This is a genomic window from Ornithinimicrobium humiphilum (assembly GCF_006716885.1).
In the GTDB taxonomy this organism is placed as follows: domain Bacteria; phylum Actinomycetota; class Actinomycetes; order Actinomycetales; family Dermatophilaceae; genus Ornithinicoccus; species Ornithinicoccus humiphilus.
Window position 1 is genome coordinate 2,123,294 of sequence record NZ_VFPU01000001.1, and the last position, 15,362, is coordinate 2,138,655.

At 72.8% G+C, this 15,362-nt stretch carries 15 protein-coding genes and 1 tRNA gene; 14 read left to right on the forward strand and 2 right to left on the reverse strand.

From position 1 onward, the window contains the following. Positions 1-26 precede the first annotated feature (26 nt). A complete protein-coding gene (locus tag FB476_RS09970) occupies positions 27-1,121 on the reverse strand; it encodes a glycerophosphodiester phosphodiesterase family protein (protein WP_238329652.1) in 1,095 nt (364 codons plus the stop codon). A 33-nt stretch (positions 1,122-1,154) separates the two neighbouring features. Between FB476_RS09970 and FB476_RS09975 the strand changes: the two genes are divergently transcribed. The 7 genes from FB476_RS09975 to FB476_RS10005 all read left to right on the forward strand — a co-directional run bounded on the left by FB476_RS09975 (position 1,155) and on the right by FB476_RS10005 (position 9,065). After that, the gene (locus FB476_RS09975; RefSeq protein ID WP_238329653.1) at positions 1,155-2,333 is read left to right on the forward strand and encodes a PucR family transcriptional regulator; all 1,179 of its coding nucleotides are present in this window, start codon (positions 1,155-1,157) and stop codon (positions 2,331-2,333) included. Positions 2,334-2,460: 127 nt separating this feature from the next. Then, positions 2,461-3,639, forward strand: coding sequence for an acyltransferase domain-containing protein (locus FB476_RS09980; protein WP_337678347.1), 1,179 nt, complete (start codon positions 2,461-2,463; stop codon positions 3,637-3,639). Beyond that, positions 3,636-4,658 (forward strand): beta-ketoacyl-ACP synthase III, encoded by a 1,023-nt coding sequence (locus tag FB476_RS09985; RefSeq protein WP_238329654.1) that lies wholly within the window; start codon positions 3,636-3,638, stop codon positions 4,656-4,658. Before FB476_RS09980 ends, FB476_RS09985 begins: the two co-directional genes overlap by 4 nt. A gap of 77 nt (positions 4,659-4,735) precedes the next feature. Further along, positions 4,736-4,984: an acyl carrier protein gene (locus FB476_RS09990; RefSeq protein WP_141818624.1), complete on the forward strand. Its 249-nt coding sequence runs from the start codon at positions 4,736-4,738 to the stop codon at positions 4,982-4,984. A 174-nt stretch (positions 4,985-5,158) separates the two neighbouring features. Continuing rightward, on the forward strand, positions 5,159-6,421 hold the full coding sequence (gene fabF, locus FB476_RS09995; protein WP_141818625.1) for a beta-ketoacyl-ACP synthase II: 1,263 nt from the start codon (positions 5,159-5,161) through the stop codon (positions 6,419-6,421). Then, positions 6,418-7,881 carry an acyl-CoA carboxylase subunit beta gene (locus FB476_RS10000; protein WP_141818626.1) on the forward strand — a complete coding sequence of 488 codons (1,464 nt, stop codon included), beginning with the start codon at positions 6,418-6,420 and terminating at the stop codon, positions 7,879-7,881. Before fabF ends, FB476_RS10000 begins: the two co-directional genes overlap by 4 nt. Positions 7,882-7,943: 62 nt before the next feature. Further along, a complete protein-coding gene (locus FB476_RS10005) occupies positions 7,944-9,065 on the forward strand; it encodes a glycosyltransferase (protein ID WP_141818627.1) in 1,122 nt (373 codons plus the stop codon). A gap of 118 nt (positions 9,066-9,183) precedes the next feature. Here FB476_RS10005 and FB476_RS10010 read toward each other — a convergent pair whose 3' ends face one another. Continuing rightward, the gene (locus tag FB476_RS10010; RefSeq protein ID WP_202876952.1) at positions 9,184-9,699 is read right to left on the reverse strand and encodes a DUF3145 domain-containing protein; all 516 of its coding nucleotides are present in this window, start codon (positions 9,697-9,699) and stop codon (positions 9,184-9,186) included. Between the two features lie 530 nt (positions 9,700-10,229). Here FB476_RS10010 and FB476_RS10015 point away from each other — a divergent pair. The 7 genes from FB476_RS10015 to FB476_RS10045 all read left to right on the forward strand — a co-directional run bounded on the left by FB476_RS10015 (position 10,230) and on the right by FB476_RS10045 (position 15,255). Further along, the gene (locus FB476_RS10015) at positions 10,230-11,129 is read left to right on the forward strand and encodes a C40 family peptidase (protein ID WP_141818628.1); all 900 of its coding nucleotides are present in this window, start codon (positions 10,230-10,232) and stop codon (positions 11,127-11,129) included. A gap of 125 nt (positions 11,130-11,254) precedes the next feature. Then, entirely contained in the window at positions 11,255-11,674 is a 420-nt protein-coding gene (locus FB476_RS10020; RefSeq protein ID WP_141818629.1) for a CBS domain-containing protein, read from the forward strand. Positions 11,675-11,708: 34 nt separating this feature from the next. Further along, positions 11,709-11,785 (forward strand) — tRNA-Ile (locus FB476_RS10025). A gap of 75 nt (positions 11,786-11,860) precedes the next feature. Continuing rightward, entirely contained in the window at positions 11,861-12,631 is a 771-nt protein-coding gene (locus tag FB476_RS10030) for an amino acid ABC transporter ATP-binding protein (RefSeq protein ID WP_141818630.1), read from the forward strand. 38 nt (positions 12,632-12,669) lie between these two features. After that, on the forward strand, positions 12,670-13,509 hold the full coding sequence (locus FB476_RS10035) for a glutamate ABC transporter substrate-binding protein (protein WP_141818631.1): 840 nt from the start codon (positions 12,670-12,672) through the stop codon (positions 13,507-13,509). A 94-nt stretch (positions 13,510-13,603) separates the two neighbouring features. Beyond that, a complete protein-coding gene (locus tag FB476_RS10040) occupies positions 13,604-14,287 on the forward strand; it encodes an amino acid ABC transporter permease (protein ID WP_141818632.1) in 684 nt (227 codons plus the stop codon). After that, on the forward strand, positions 14,284-15,255 hold the full coding sequence (locus tag FB476_RS10045) for an amino acid ABC transporter permease (RefSeq protein WP_141818633.1): 972 nt from the start codon (positions 14,284-14,286) through the stop codon (positions 15,253-15,255). Before FB476_RS10040 ends, FB476_RS10045 begins: the two co-directional genes overlap by 4 nt. The last annotated feature ends 107 nt before the right edge of the window (positions 15,256-15,362 follow it).

Consider the following 15,362-nt stretch of genomic DNA (forward strand, 5'->3'; position numbering starts at 1 on the left):
CCCGGGGCTTGCCCCGCAGGACGGCCTCAGGGGGTGGGCGGGTGCAGCGCGTCGCGGGCGGCCACCGCGAGGTCCGGGTGATCGCTGAAGACCCCGTCCACGCCCGCCTCGAGGTATGCCGTGAGCTCGGTGCGCAGGTGGCCGTGCCCCGCCGGGTCGCCCCCGGCGCGCAGCTCGGGCGGCAGGAAGGCGTTCTCGGCCCGGAAGGTCCAGGGGTGGACCACCATCCCGGCGGCGTGGGCGTCGGCGACGAGCCGGGTGGCAGGACCGAGGGTGCCGTCGGGCGACCAGGGCAGCACCATCTCCTTGTCCGGGCCGAGGCCCTCGACCACGCCGCGCAGGGCCGCCAGGCCCGCGGGCGACAGGACGTCGCCGTAGGTGCGGCCCGCCGGGCAGAGCCCGGGCGCGTCGGGCCACGGCCCGGCGGGGTGGGCGAGGTCCCACGGGGTCTCGTCCTCCGCGGTCACGAGGAGCACCTGGCGCGCCCGCGACCCCAGCACGCGCCGCAGGTGGACGAGGTTGGAGAGCTCGAAGGACTGGACGAAGACCGGCGCCTCCTCCGAGTCCAGGCCCGCCCCGCGCAGGGCGTCGAGCAGGGGCTCCTCGAGCGCGAGCCCCCGCTCGCGGAAGTGCGTCGGGTGCTTGGTCTCGGGGTAGACGCCGATCTCGCGGCCGAGCTCGCGGCCGAGACGCGCGCGCAGGTCGAGGATCTCCGCGAACGTCGGCACGGGGTGGACCCCGTCGTGCGAGACGTTGGCCGCGCGCAGCTGCGGCAGGCGCTCCACGGCGCGCAGGGTCCGCAGCTCGGCCAGGGTGAGGTCCTCGGTGAACCAGCCGGTGACCTCGACGCCGTCGACGGTCCGCGTCGTCCGCCGGTCGGCGAGCTCGGGGTGGTCGGCGACGTCGGTGGTCGTGGAGATCTCGTTCTCGTGGCGGGCGACGAGCACCCCGTCACGGGTCGCCACCAGGTCCGGCTCGAGGAAGTCGGCCCCCTGGCGCGCTGCGAGCTCGTAGCTCGCCAGGGTGTGCTCGGGCAGGTAGCCGCAGGCGCCGCGGTGGCCGATGACCACCGGCCGGGGAGGCGCTGGGAGGGGACGAGGACCGGGGTCGGTGGTCGGCACGAGGGCCACCGTACGCCTGGCTAGGCTGGGGAGGTGGTCCCCTCCGACGCCGTCCCGGCCGCCGAGCCGCTCCCCCGTCGCGCGGGCGAGCTGGCCACCCGGGCGACCCGGCGGATGGCGGCCGAGCACGCCTGGTTCCGCACGCTGAGCCCCGACGACCGCTCCTGGGTCAGCCTCGTCGCCCAGGCCGGGATCACCGCGCTCCTCGGCTGGTACGACGCCGGCGCCCAGGAGGGCACGGTGCCGGGCGAGGTGTTCGCCGCCGCGCCGCGCAGCCTGGCCCAGACGATCTCGCTGCGCCAGGCCCTCGACCTGACCCGGACCGCGATCGCCACCGTCGAGGACGCCGTGGCCGAGCTCGTCGACGAGGACGAGCAGCCGCGCCTGCGCGAGGCCGTCCTGCGCTACTCCCGCGACGTCGCCTTCGCCGCCGCGGCCGTCTACGCCCGGGCCGCGGAGCAGCGCGGCGGGTGGGACGCCCGGCTGGAGTCGCTGGTCGTGCACGCCGTGGTGCGCGGGGAGGCCGACGAGACGCTGGCCTCCCGGGCCGCCGAGCTCGGCTGGGAGGACGTGACGGGGGTCTGCGTCGTCGTGGGCAACCTGCCCGAGGGCGACTCCGGCCCCGCCCTCACGGTGCTCCGCGACGCCGCCCGCCGACGCGGACGGGAAGCGCTGACCGCCGCCCTCGGGGCCCGCCTGGTCTGCATCCTCGGTGGCTCCGAGGACCCGGTCGAGGACGCCGCCCGGCTGGCCGCGCACTTCGGCCCCGGCCCTGTCGTCGTGGGCCCCCGCGTGCCGCACCTCTTCGCCGCGGGTCGCAGCGCGCGCGCCGCGCTCTCCGGCTGCGACGCCGCCCCCGCCTGGACGGGGGCGCCGCGGCCGGTCGCGGCCGACGAGCTGCTCCCCGAGCGGGCCCTGCTCGGGGAGGTGCCGGCCCGGCGGATGCTCGTCGACCGCGTCTACCGGCCGCTGCGCGACGACTCGGCCGCCCTGCTGGAGACGGTGCAGACCTACCTCGACAACGGCCGTGCACTGGAGGCGACGGCCCGCGAGCTCTTCCTCCACCCCAACACCGTCCGCTACCGCCTGCGCAAGGTCGGCGAGTCCGTCGGGCTGGACGCCCACACGCCGCGCGACGCCTGGGTGCTGCAGGTGGCGCTGGCCCTCGGACGGGTCACCGACCATCTCCGGACGCGCCCCGGCCAACGCTGAGCCATACTCTGCACGCACACCTCGAGCGCGTTTCCCGTTGTAGGGATCCTCCAAACAATCGGGCTCCTTCTCGTCGGTAACGCTGACGTGACTGGCGGGTCCGTACAGGCAGAGTGAGGGGGTGCTCGTGATCGTCGCGCCCGGACAGGGCTCCCAGACCCCCGGTTTCCTCTCCCCCTGGCTGGAGCTCCCGGGCTTCCGCGACCGGATGGGATGGCTGAGCGCCGTGGCGGGGATGGACCTCGTCGCCCACGGCACCACCTCCGACGCGGAGACCATCAAGGACACCGCCGTCGCGCAGCCGCTCATCGTCGGCGCCGGGCTCGTCTCGCTGCTGGCGCTCTTCGCCCACCCGGCCGACGGCTTCCGCGTCGTCGGCGCCGGGGCCGGGCACTCCGTCGGCGAGATCACGGCCGCGTCGGCGGCCGGCGTGCTCTCCGCCGAGCAGGCCATGGTCTTCGTCCGCGAGCGCGGCCGTGGGATGGCCGAGGCGTCCGCGATGACGCCGACCGGCATGACCGCGGTCGTCGGGGGCGACCCGGAGGAGGTCGCCGCGGCGCTGGAGCGTCACGGGCTGACCCCGGCCAACATGAACGGCGCCGGGCAGGTCGTCGCCGCCGGCACCCTCGAGCAGCTCGCCGCGCTGCGCGACGACCCGCCCGCCCGGGCCCGGGTCATCCCGTTGCAGGTCGCCGGCGCCTTCCACACCTCCCACATGCAGCCGGCCGTCGACCGCCTGGCCGCCTACTCCCGCGCCATCTCCACCCACGACCCGCGCCTGCCGCTGGTGTCCAACGCCGACGGCACCGTCGTGCAGGACGGCCGCGAGGTGCTGCGCCGCCTCGTCAGCCAGGTCTCCAGCCCCGTGCGCTGGGACCTGACGATGGAGACCTTCGCCGACATGGGCGTCACCGGGCTCATCGAGATCCCGCCCGCCGGCACCCTGGCGGGCCTGGCCAAGCGCGCCCTCAAGGGCGTCGAGACCCTGGCGCTCAAGACCCCCGACGACCTGGAGGCCGCCCACCGGATGATCCGCGAGCACGGCGCCCCCACCGAGCTCTCGCCGGTCGAGGCGTCCTGGTCGGTCGTGGTCTCCCCCGTCAAGGGCGCCGTCACCCCGTCCGTCGAGCTCGGCGGCACCGTCGCCGCGGGCGACACGGTCGCGACGGTGGCCACGCTGCGCGCGGAGCACCCCGTGGTCGCGGCGCACGGCGGCCGGGCCGTCGAGTGGCTCGTGGCGCCGGGCGACCCCGTGAGCCCGGGCCAGCCCCTGCTGCGCCTGTACCCCGAGGAGGACGCCCTGTGAGCACCAAGACCCTGACGGTCCCGACCGGGATGCGCCACGCGCGCATCCACGGCCTCGGCGGCTACCGCCCGGAGCGGGTGGTGACCAACGAGGAGGTCATCCAGAACATCGACTCCTCCGACGAGTGGATCCGCCAGCGCTCCGGCATCGTCACCCGGCGCGTCGCCGGCGAGGACGAGACGGTCATCGACATGGCCGAGGCGGCCGCCCGGGAGGCCATCGCCTCCGCGGGGGTCTCCCCCGACCAGATCGGCGCGGTCATCATGGCCACCGTCACCCACCCCTTCCAGACGCCGGCCGCCGCCCCCGAGCTCGCCTTCCGCCTCGGGATCCCCAACCCGGCCGCCTTCGACCTGTCCGCGGCCTGCGCCGGCTACTGCTACGGCATCTCGCTGGCCAACGACATGGTGCGCGTCGGCACGGTCGACTACGTCCTCGTCATCGGCGTGGAGAAGCTCTCGGACTTCACCGACAAGTACGACCGCGGCACCGCCTTCATCTTCGGCGACGGCGCGGGCGCCGCGGTGGTCGGCGTGTCCGACTACCCGGGCATCGGCCCGACACTCTGGGGCAGCCTCGGCGACCAGCGCGACGTCATCACGCAGCGCGAGTCCTGGACGCAGCTGCGCGAGCGGATGGAGTCCACGGGCGAGCCGATCACCTGGCCGAGCTTCGTCATGCAGGGCCAGTCGGTCTTCCGCTGGGCCGTCTTCTCGATGGCCCCCGTCGCCGTCGAGGCCGTCAGGGCCGCGGGCATCACCCCCGACGACCTCGACGCCTTCGTGCCGCACCAGGCCAACATGCGCATCACCGACGCGATGATCAAGGCCCTCAAGCTGCCCGAGCACGTGCCGGTCGCGCGCGACATCGCCGAGACCGGCAACACCTCGGCGGCCTCCATCCCGCTGGCCATGTCGCGCATGCTCGCCGAGGGCGAGGCCCCGCACGGCGGGCTCGCCCTGCAGATCGGCTTCGGCGCCGGCCTCGTCTACGCCTCGCAGGTCGTCGTCATGCCCTGACGGGCCCCACCCCATACTCCCGAGACCCGGCGGGCACATCCGGGTCAGCCCACCCCCGCACACAAGGAGAAGAACACATGGCACTGAGCGAGCAGGAGATCCTGTCGGGCCTGGCCGAGATCGTCAACGAGGAGACGGGTCTGGAGCCGGAGGAGGTCCAGATGGACAAGTCCTTCACCGAGGACCTCGACATCGACTCCCTCTCGATGATGACCATCGTGGTGAACGCCGAGGACAAGTTCGGCGTGCGCATCCCCGACGACGAGGTCAAGAACCTCACGCACGTCCGCGACGCCGTCACCTACATCGCGAACAACCAGGGCTGACCCGCAGCGCGTCGCGGGCGGGCCTCCCGCCCGCCCGCGGCCGCACGGGTCGCCGCCGCCCACCGGGGCGGCGCACCCACCGGCCGGCCCCACCGGGTCGTCCGACCAAGCCACACCGTGAGCAGGCGGCACCGTCGCCGCCGCACCGACCTTTCCCAGGAAGAGGCCGAGCCGATGTCCGCCAGCACCCCCCAGAAGAACCGCCGAGTCGTCGTCACCGGGCTCGGCGCCACCACACCCGTCGGCGGCAGCGCCCCCGACACGTGGGAGGCCATCACCGCGGGCCGCTCCGGCATCCGTCCGCTCACCCAGGACTGGGTCGCCGAGCACGAGCTCCCCGTCACCTTCGCCGGCAGCATCCACACCTCCCCCGCCGAGGTCCTGGCCAAGGTCGAGGTCCGCCGCAACGACCCGTCCGGCCAGTACGCCCTCGTCGCCGCGCGCGAGGCCTGGGCCGACGCCGGCTCCCCCGAGGTCGAGCCCGAGCGTCTCGGCGTCGCCATCGGCTCGGGCATCGGCGGTGTGTGGACCCTCCTCGACCAGTGGGAGGTGATGAAGGCCAAGGGCCCCCGCCGGGTCTTCCCGCTCACGGTCCCGATGCTCATGCCCAACGGCCCGGCCGCGGCCGTCTCGCTCGACCTCTCCGCCCGCGCCGGCGCCCACTGCCCGGTCAGCGCCTGCGCCTCCGGCGCCGAGGGGATGAAGATGGCGCTGGAGATGATCCGCACCGGGCGCGCCGACGTCGTCGTCTGCGGCGGCACGGAGGCGGCCATCCACCCGCTGCCGATCGCGGCCTTCGCCTCGATGACCGCGCTGTCCAACCGCAACGACGAGCCCGAGCGCGCCTCCCGCCCCTACGACGTCGACCGCGACGGCTTCGTCATCGCCGAGGGCGCGGGCATCGTCGTGCTCGAGGCCGAGGAGCACGCGGTCGCCCGTGGCGCCCGCATCTACGCCGAGCTGGCCGGTGCCGGCGCCTCCAGCGACGCCTACCACATCACCGCCGGCGAGCCGGAGGGCGCGGGCGCGGCCCGGGCCATGCAGGAGGCCGTGACCGACGGTGGGCTGTCCTTCGAGGACGTCGTCCACATCAACGCCCACGCGACCTCGACCCCCGTCGGCGACCTCGCCGAGGCCAAGGCCATCCGCCGCGCCTTCGGCGCGCACGCCGACCGCATCGCCGTGAGCGGCACCAAGTCCATGACCGGCCACCTGCTGGGCGCCGCCGGCGCGCTGGAGGCGGTCCTCACCGTGCAGGCCCTCCACGCCCGACGGGCCCCGGCCACCATCAACCTGGAGAACAAGGACCCGGAGATCGACCTCGACGTCGTCACCGGTTCCCCCCGCGAGCTGGGCGACGGCGACCTGGCCGCCCTCAACAACTCCTTCGGTTTCGGCGGCGTCAACGTGGCGCTGGCGTTCCGGAGCTGGGCGTGAGCGCCCGGACCCCCAGCACCGCCTCGGCGCAGGCCTCCGCCTCCGTCACCGCCCGGGTCGCCGTCCCCCGGGAGCAGGACCCGCGCAACCCCCGCACCCGGCTGGCCGACCTCCTCGACGACGGCAGCCTCGAGCTGCTGACCGACGAGGACGACTCCGGCTTCCTCGCCGCCACGGGGACCGTCGACGGCGCCCCCGTCGTGGCCTTCTGCTCGGACGCGACGATCCAGGGCGGCGCGATGGGCACCGAGGGCTGCGCGGTCATCCTCGCCGCCTACGAGCGTGCCCTGGCCGACGGCATACCGGTCGTGGGTCTGTGGCACTCCGGCGGTGCCCGCCTCGCCGAGGGCGTGGCCTCGCTGCACGCCGTGGGCCGGGTCTTCGCGATCATGACCCGTGCCTCGGGCGTGGTGCCGCAGATCTCCGTCGTGCTCGGCCCCGCGGCCGGTGGCGCCGCCTACGGGCCCGCCCTGACCGACGTCGTGATCATGGCGCCGGAGGGGCGCGTCTTCGTCACCGGCCCCGACGTCGTGCGCTCGGTCACCGGCGAGGCCGTCGACGCGCTGCGCCTCGGCGGTCCCGAGCCGCACGGCCGTCGCTCCGGCGTCGTCCACGTCACGACGGACTCCACCGAGGAGGCCTACGCGCGCGCCCGGCTGCTGTGCACGCTGCTCTCCCGGCAGGGCGAGCTCGACCTCGACGCCGTGGAGGACCGCGACCTGGCGGCGACCTTCCCCGAGTCGCCACGCCGCGCCTACGACGTGCACCCCGTCGTCGAGGACCTGCTCGACGACGGCTCCCCCGAGGCGGCACTGGAGCTCTTCCCGCGGTGGGCCCCCAACATCGTGACCACCCTCGGCCGGATCGGCGGCCGCACCGTCGGCGTCGTCGCCAACAACCCGATGCGCCTGGGCGGCTGCCTCGACTCCGCCTCCGCCGAGAAGGCCGCGCGCTTCGTGCGGATGTGCGACGCCTTCGGCGTGCCCCTGGTCGTCCTCGTGGACGTCCCCGGCTACCTGCCCGGCGTCGGGCAGGAGTGGGACGGCGTCGTCCGTCGCGGCGCCAAGCTGTTGCACGCCTTCGCCGAGGCCGTGGTCCCCCGCGTCACGCTGGTGACCCGCAAGACCTACGGCGGCGCCTACATCGCGATGAACGCCCGCGCGCTCGGTGCCAGCCGGGTGTTCGCCTGGCCCGGTGCCGAGGTCGCGGTGATGGGCCACGTCGCGGCCGTCCGCATCCTGCACCGGCGCAAGCTCGCGGAGGTCGACGAGGCCGACCGCGCGCGGGTCGAGCAGGAGCTGGCGGAGCGTCACGCCGAGCAGTCCGGCGGCCTGGCGCGCGCGGTCGAGATCGGGGTCGTCGACGAGGTCGTCGAACCCGCCGCGACGCGCCGGGCGCTGGCCGCCGCCATCGCCGCAGCACCGCAGCGGCGCGGCCGGCACGGCAACATCCCGCTGTGAGCCGGGGCCCGGCGCCTCGCCTCCAGGGTCCGCCCATGCTCCGCCGGTAGGCTCGCCGCACCATGCACATCCTGCGCGTCGCCAACTTCGTGAGCCCGACGTCGGGTGGCATCAAGACAGCTCTGCGGGCCTGGGGCGAGCACTACCAGGCGCTCGGCCACCGGGCCACGCTCATCATCCCCGGACCGGGACCGGAGATCAGCGAGGAGTCCCAGGGCACCGTCTTCCGCGTCCCGGCGACACCCGTGCCCGGCACCGGCTACTCGCTCATGTGGGACCGCCGCGGGCTCTCCAGGCTCATGGACGCCATCGGCCCCGACGTGATCGAGGTGTCCGACCGCTCCACGACCCGCTGGATGGGCCGCTGGGCCCGGCGGCGCGGGATCGCGTCGATGATGATCAGCCACGAGCACATGACGGGCATCCTCGTGCGCCGGACCCCGGTGCCGGACGCCCCGGCCGCGTGGATGGCCGACGTCATCAACAGACGGAGCGCCCACGACTACGACGTCATCGTCTGCCCGAGCCGGTTCGCGGCCGAGGAGTTCCACCGCAACGGCATCGACGCCCGCGTGGTGCCGCTGGGGGTCGACCTCGAGACCTTCCACCCTCCGGGCGACCCCGCCGGCTACGTGCCGCCGGCCCCCGGTGAACCCGTCCACCTGGTCCACTGCGGCCGACTCTCCCCCGAGAAGCGGCCCGCCCTGTCGATCGAGACCGTGCGCGAGCTCGTCCGTCGGGGCATGGACGTGTCGATGACGGTCTTCGGGCACGGCCCGATGCGCGACCAGCTGCTCGAGCGGGCCAACGACCTGCCCGTGGTCTTCCACTCCTACATCACCGACCGCGCCGAGCTGGCCGCGAAGATGGGCGCCGCGGACGTGGCCATCTCCCCCGGCCCGCTGGAGACCTTCGGGCTCGCGGCCCTGGAGGTCATGGCGTGCGGCGTTCCCGCCGTGTGCCCCGACGAGGGCGCGCTGCAGGAGGTCGTGGGCGACGGCGGCTACGTCGCGCCGTCCACCCCCTCGGCCTTCGCGGACGGCGTCGAGGCACTCCTGGCCCGACCCCGCGCCCACGAGATCGCCCGCCGGCAGGCCGAGCGCTTCAACTGGCGCGCCTCCGCCGAGAACATGCTGGCCATCCACGAGGAGATCCTCGACCGGGTGCGGTCGGCACGTCGCTGACGCGTCTCCCCTCCGGACTCTCCCGTCCTCGCCAGCGGACAGCGGACGACGCACGGTCCTGCCCGGGCCTCACAGGCGACCCCGGCAGGACCGTGCGTCGGTCAGGTGGTGCGGTCGGTCAGCCGACCTTGTGCAGCCAGGTGGGCGGAGCACCCTCGCCGGCGTGGCGGAACTGCTCCAGCTCGGCGTCCCAGGCCGCACCCAGGGCGCGGTCCAGCTCGGCGATCAGCGTCGCGGCGCTGCCGGCCGAGGCCTCGACGAGGCTGCGCAGCCGGTCCTCGTTGACGACGACGTCACCGTTGGCCGAGAGGCGCGCCTGGTGGATGCCCAGGGCCGGGGTGTGCGTCCACCGCATGCCGTCGCTGCCGCGGCTGGCTTCCTCGACGACCTCGTACCGCAGGCCGTCCCAGCCGCGCATGGCGCTGGCGATGAGCGCTCCCGTGCCGGCCTCGCCGGTCCACGAGAACTCGGTGCGCATCGTGCCCGGCTGCGCCGGCTGCGGCACCCAGTCGAGGCTGACGCGCGTGTCGAGGACCCCCTCGAGGGCCCAGGCGATGTGCGGGCACAGTGCGGTGGGCGTGGAGTGGATGAAGACCACCCCACGCGTCATGACTCGTGGCATGACGACGGACATCCTGGACCTCCTGTGTGGTGAGGGACGTCTTCCCCAACGACCTCGTCCACGTCTCGGAGCGACCCAGGTCGGTCGCGCCCGCTGTGCGGTTGTGGTCACATCATGCTCCCTCGCCACATCTGTATCAAGTGCCAGGGTCAGATCCGTGCCCGACACGCTGCGCCGACACCGGTCCGTGACCCGTCGCCCGGGCTCGGCACGCGCACGCCGCACCCGCGCCTACCACCCGGCGGCGTCCCCGGCCGACGCGCGACCGTCGTGCGTTCCCGGCGTGTCGCGCCAGGTCCAGTGCTGGCGCGGTCCCACGCCCCCGGAATACCGCCTCATACGACTCATTTGTCACATCCATCACAAATTGAGGCTGAGACTTGGACGTTCCGTGATCTTTTCGTAACCTGACGAAGGCGCGTTTGTCCCTGCTGTCCCGCAAGAACGCGTCAGCCCTGCACGTCCCGTGATGTGAGCGCGTCCCTGCGCCCACCGCCCCTGAGACGAGGCTGCAACCCCCGGGTTGCCGCCCCGGAGGTTCTATGAAGTCCACCACCCACCGCGCCAAGCACCGGTCGGGCGGCTCTGCCGCTCCGCGCAACGGAGCAGCCGCGCTGATGATCGGCGGCCTGGTCGCCGGGACCGTCGCGACCGCCGGCGCCACCACCCTCACGACCAAGGCCGACCAGCCCTCGTCCGGGCTGGCCGCCAACCTCTCGAGCACCCTCGACCCGGGCACCGACGAGTCGGCCGCCGAGGAGACCACCGCCGAGACGCCCGCCCCCGAGGCCGCCGTCCTGCGCAGCGAGTCCCTCGCCGAGCTCCGCGACCAGGGCGCCGCCGACCGCAGCCAGGCCCGGTCCGCCCCCGAGGACGCCGCCTCGGTGACCACGCTCCTCCAGGACTCCGGCTTCACCGGCACCACCATCGAGGTCGAGGTTCCCGTCGAGCAGGTCGAGCAGGCAGCCGCCGAGCCCGCCCAGCAGGAGCAGGTCCAGGCCGCCGCCCAGTCGCAGACCCAGACCCAGACCCAGACCCAGGCCCAGCCGGCCCAGCAGCAGCAGGCCGCGGCCACGCAGACGCAGCAGGCCACCCCGGCCCCCGCGCCCGTCGGCGGTTCGGTCCTCGGCGTCGCCGCCTCCTACGTCGGCTACCCCTACCAGCTCATGGGCACGCCCCCGAGCTCCTTCGACTGCTCCGCCTTCACCTGGTGGGTCTTCCAGCAGGCGGGCATCAGCATCCCCCGCAGCGTCGCCGGCCAGCGCGGCGCGGTCACCCCGGTGAGCAACCCGCAGCCGGGCGACCTGATCTTCTACAACGACTGGCACCACGTGGGCATCTACGCCGGCAACGGCATGACCTACGAGGCGCTCAACCCGGGCACCGGCGTGCGCTACGGCCCGCTGCTGTCCAGCAACGTCTGGTACGGCCGCATCGGCTGATCACCGGACGATCGACGACGGACCCCACGACCCCTCGGGCGTGGGGTCTCGTCGTCCCCGCGGGGGCCTCGAGGAGCCGGCTCCGGATCCCGGCGCACGCGCCGGATCGCGTGCTACGGTCGAACATGCGCGTCGCCGACCTGTTGAAGAAGAAGGGCAGCTCCGTCGTCACCCTGCCGTCCACCGCGACCGTCGCGCAGCTCCTCGAGACCCTCGACGACCACAAGATCGGTGCCGTGGTCGTCGTCGACGACGACCGGGTCGTCGGCATCGTCTCCGAGCGCGACGTCGTCCACCACCTGCGTGGCGGGGGTGACCACTTCTCCTCGCTGACCTCGTTGATGACCTCCGACGTCCAGACCGTCACGGCCGAGGACGACCTCGTGCAGCTGGCCACCACGATGACCGAGCGCCGGCTGCGCCACCTCCCCGTCGTCGAGGACGGCGCCCTGCGCGGCATCGTCTCCATCGGCGACGTCGTCAAGGCGCGCCTGGACGCGCTCGAGGCCGAGCGCGACATGCTCGAGGACTACCTGCGCCGCTGAGCACCCCGTCCGGCCCCGTAGGATCGTCCGGTCGGGGCCAGTAGCTCAGCCGGTCAGAGCAGCGGACTCATAATCCGTCGGTCCAGGGTTCAAGCCCCTGCTGGCCCACCACGCAAAGGTCACAATGCGGTGACGACCTCAGCGAGGCGTGCCACGCGACCTCCCGGGGCCGCTAGTCTGCCCCGCATGACGGACACCTCCGGATCCCAGCGTGACCTGGGCAAGCCGCTCGTCGTGCTCGAGAACGTCAACAAGCACTTCGGCGACCTGCACGTCCTCAAGGACATCAACCTCACCGTCCACGAGGGCGAGGTGGTGGTGGTGATCGGCCCCTCGGGCTCGGGCAAGTCGACGCTGTGCCGCACCATCAACCGCCTCGAGAACTACGAGTCGGGCAACATCACGATCGGCGGCAGGGAGCTGCCCCACGAGGGCAAGGAGCTGGCCAAGCTCCGCGCCGACGTGGGCATGGTCTTCCAGTCGTTCAACCTGTTCTCCCACAAGACGATCCTCGAGAACGTCACGCTCGGACCGGTCAAGGTCCGCAAGATGAAGCCCGACGCCGCCAAGGAGCGCGCGATGGACCTGCTGAAGCGGGTCGGCGTGGACCACCAGGCCGAGAAGTACCCCGCCCAGCTCTCCGGCGGCCAGCAGCAGCGGGTGGCCATCGCCCGCTCGCTGGCGATGGAGCCGACCGTGATGCTCTTCGACGAGCCCACCTCGGCGCTCGACCCGGAGATGATCAACGAGGTCCTCGACGTCATGACCCGCCTGGCGCAGAGCGGCATGACGATGATCGTCGTCACCCACGAGATGGGCTTCGCCCGCAAGGCTGCCGACCGGGTCGTCTTCATGGCCGACGGCGCGATCGTGGAGGAGAACACCCCCGAGGAGTTCTTCACCAACCCCCAGAGCGCCAGGGCCAAGGACTTCCTGGCCAAGATCCTCACCCACTGAGAACCCGAGAAATCCCCCCCACCAAGGAGACCCATCAGATGAGAAGCACTTCCTTCCGCATCGCTGCGCTCGCCGCGGCCGCGGCCCTGACCCTGTCCGCCTGCGGGAGCGACTCCGGCGACGGAGAGGGCGCGGCCTCCGGCGACGGCGAGGGCCTGACCATCGGCATCAAGTTCGACCAGCCCGGCCTGGGCCTGAAGGACGGTGACACCTTCAAGGGCATGGACGTCGACGTCGCCAAGGCCGTCGCGGAGAAGCTGGGTGTCTCCGAGGACAAGATCACCTTCGTCGAGTCGCCGTCCCCGCAGCGCGAGCAGCTGCTCAAGACCGGCCAGGTCGACATGATCTTCGCGACCTACTCGATCACCGACAAGCGCAAGGAGGAGGTCTCCTTCGGCGGCCCGTACTTCATCGCGGGTCAGAGCCTCCTCGTCGGCGCGGACAGCGACATCACCGGCCTGGACGAGTCCCTCGACGGCAAGCTGCTGTGCTCCGTCACCGGCTCGACCTCCGCCGAGAAGATCAAGGAGGAGATCCCCGGCGTCGAGCTGCAGGAGTACTCCACCTACTCCGAGTGCGCCGAGCAGGTCGCCAACGGCAGCCTGGACGCGCTGACCACCGACGACACCATCCTGGCGGGCTACGCCTCCCAGGAGGCCTACGCCGGCAAGCTCAAGCTGGTCGGTGGCACCTTCTCCGAGGAGAAGTACGGCGTCGGTCTGCCCAAGGGCTCCGAGCAGTGCGAGGAGATCAACGAGATCATCGCCGGCCTCTGGGAGGACGGCACGATGGAGCAGATCATCGCCGACAACCTCGGCGCCGCCGGTTACGAGATGAACACCGAGCTCAACCCGCCGGAGGCCGGCGGCAACTGCTGAGTCGGCTCCCCGACCCAGCCCGCTCAACCTGACACCGGCGGGTATGCCGTGAGCCACGGCATACCCGCCGGGGTCCCATCAGCACGGGAGTCCCATGCAGACCATCTTCGAGGACTTCGGCCTCCTCGCCGCCTTCTGGATGACGCTCCGCCTGACCTTCTGGTCGGCGATCTTCTCGTTGATCCTCGGCACCATCGTGGCCGTCATGCGCCTGTCCCCCGTCGGCATCATGCGCCGCGCGGGCACGGCCTACGTGACCCTGCTGCGCAACACCCCGCTCACGCTCATCATCATCTTCTGCAGCATCGGGCTGTGGGCCCAGCTGGGCATCGAGCTGGCCTCCCGTGACGCCCCCGGTGGCTTCATCACCACCAACAACATCCGGCTGGCCATCTTGGGCCTGTCCGTCTACCACGCCGCCTTCGTGTGCGAGGCGATCCGCTCGGGCGTCAACACGATCCCGCTCGGCCAGGCCGAGGCCGCCCGCTCGATCGGGCTCACCTTCGGGCAGAGCCTGACCCAGATCATCCTGCCGCAGGCCTTCCGCGGGGCGATCACGCCGCTGGGCAACACCCTCATCGCGCTGACGAAGAACACCACGATCGCCGCGGCGATCGGCGTCGCGGAGACCGCGCTGCTCATGCGCAACGTCGCAGAGTTCGACCCCGGGTTGCTGTGGACGGCGTTCATCCTGGTCGCGGCCGGCTTCGTGCTCATCACGCTGCCGACGGGTCTGCTGACCTCCTACTTCGCGCACCGTCTGGCGGTGAAGCGATGAGCGCCGAGGCCAGCGTCCTGTTCGACCTCCCCGGCCCGAGGGCCCGGGTGCGTCACCGCATCTTCGCCGTCGTCGGCGGTCTCGTCCTGCTCGCCATCCTCGCGTGGATCCTCATGCGGATGGACGCCAAGGGCCAGCTGGATCCCACCAAGTGGAGCAAGGCGATCTCCTGGGACGCCTGGCGCTACTACCTGCTGCCCGGCCTCCGGGCGACGCTGACCGCGGCCGTCCTGGCGATCGTCATCTCGACGGTACTGGCCCTGGGTCTCGCCCTGGCCCGCATGTCCGAGATCTTCGTCCTGAGGTGGGCCGCGACGATCTTCGTGGAGTTCTTCCGCGGCGTGCCGGTCCTCATCATGATGCTGTTCACCTTCTACTTCCTGGTCGCCGTCGGATGGCTGCCGGACAGCGTCAACCCGCTCGTCGGCACCGTGGTGGGCCTCGTGGCCTACAACTCCTCGGTGCTGGCGGAGGTCATCCGCAACGGCGTCGCGTCGCTGCCGAAGGGCCAACGCGAGGCCGGCCTGTCGATCGGCCTCTCCCCCGGCCAGACCCGGCGCATGATCCTGGTGCCGCAGTCGCTGACGGCCATGCTCCCCAGCCTGGTGAGCCAGGTCATCGTCATCACCAAGGACTCGGCGCTCGGGTTCATGATCCTCTACCCCGAGCTGGTCACGGCCGCGCGCAACGTCGGCTCCTGGGCCGGCGCACCCTTCCAGGCCTATGTCGTCGCGGCGGCCGTCTTCATCGCCGTCAACTACGGCATCGAGCGGGCGGCCCGCTGGGTCGAGGCGCGCCAGCGCCGCCGGGCCCGCTCGGCCGGAGGTGTCGTGCACGCCGAGACCGCGACGCTGGGCGCCGGTCTGGTCGACGGGGCCCAGGTCATGGAGGACGCCCAGGGCCACGTCCACACCAACCTCGAGGACGACGTCTCCCGCGCTGCCCGACAGGACCGCACCCCGCGCTAGCTCGCGGGCGTTCCGCCCACGGATCGACGTAGGCCCGGCACGTTCGTGCCGGGCCTACGTCGTGCTGCAAGGGTCTCCTGCGGCCCAGGCATGACGAAGGGCCCGGC

What these genes read in the sequence shown, in the direction of transcription:
- FB476_RS10030 (WP_141818630.1), top strand. Translation starts at nt 11,861, where the DNA reads ATGACGGACACCTCCGGATCCCAGCGTGACCTGGGCAAGCCGCTCGTC.
- FB476_RS10040 (WP_141818632.1), top strand. Translation starts at nt 13,604, where the DNA reads ATGCAGACCATCTTCGAGGACTTCGGCCTCCTCGCCGCCTTCTGGATG.
- FB476_RS09990 (WP_141818624.1), top strand. Translation starts at nt 4,736, where the DNA reads ATGGCACTGAGCGAGCAGGAGATCCTGTCGGGCCTGGCCGAGATCGTC.
- FB476_RS10005 (WP_141818627.1), top strand. Translation starts at nt 7,944, where the DNA reads ATGCACATCCTGCGCGTCGCCAACTTCGTGAGCCCGACGTCGGGTGGC.
- FB476_RS10035 (WP_141818631.1), top strand. Translation starts at nt 12,670, where the DNA reads ATGAGAAGCACTTCCTTCCGCATCGCTGCGCTCGCCGCGGCCGCGGCC.
- FB476_RS10015 (WP_141818628.1), top strand. Translation starts at nt 10,230, where the DNA reads ATGAAGTCCACCACCCACCGCGCCAAGCACCGGTCGGGCGGCTCTGCC.
- FB476_RS10010 (WP_202876952.1), bottom strand. Translation starts at nt 9,699, where the DNA reads ATGTCCGTCGTCATGCCACGAGTCATGACGCGTGGGGTGGTCTTCATC.
- FB476_RS10020 (WP_141818629.1), top strand. Translation starts at nt 11,255, where the DNA reads ATGCGCGTCGCCGACCTGTTGAAGAAGAAGGGCAGCTCCGTCGTCACC.
- fabF (WP_141818625.1), top strand. Translation starts at nt 5,159, where the DNA reads ATGTCCGCCAGCACCCCCCAGAAGAACCGCCGAGTCGTCGTCACCGGG.
- FB476_RS10045 (WP_141818633.1), top strand. Translation starts at nt 14,284, where the DNA reads ATGAGCGCCGAGGCCAGCGTCCTGTTCGACCTCCCCGGCCCGAGGGCC.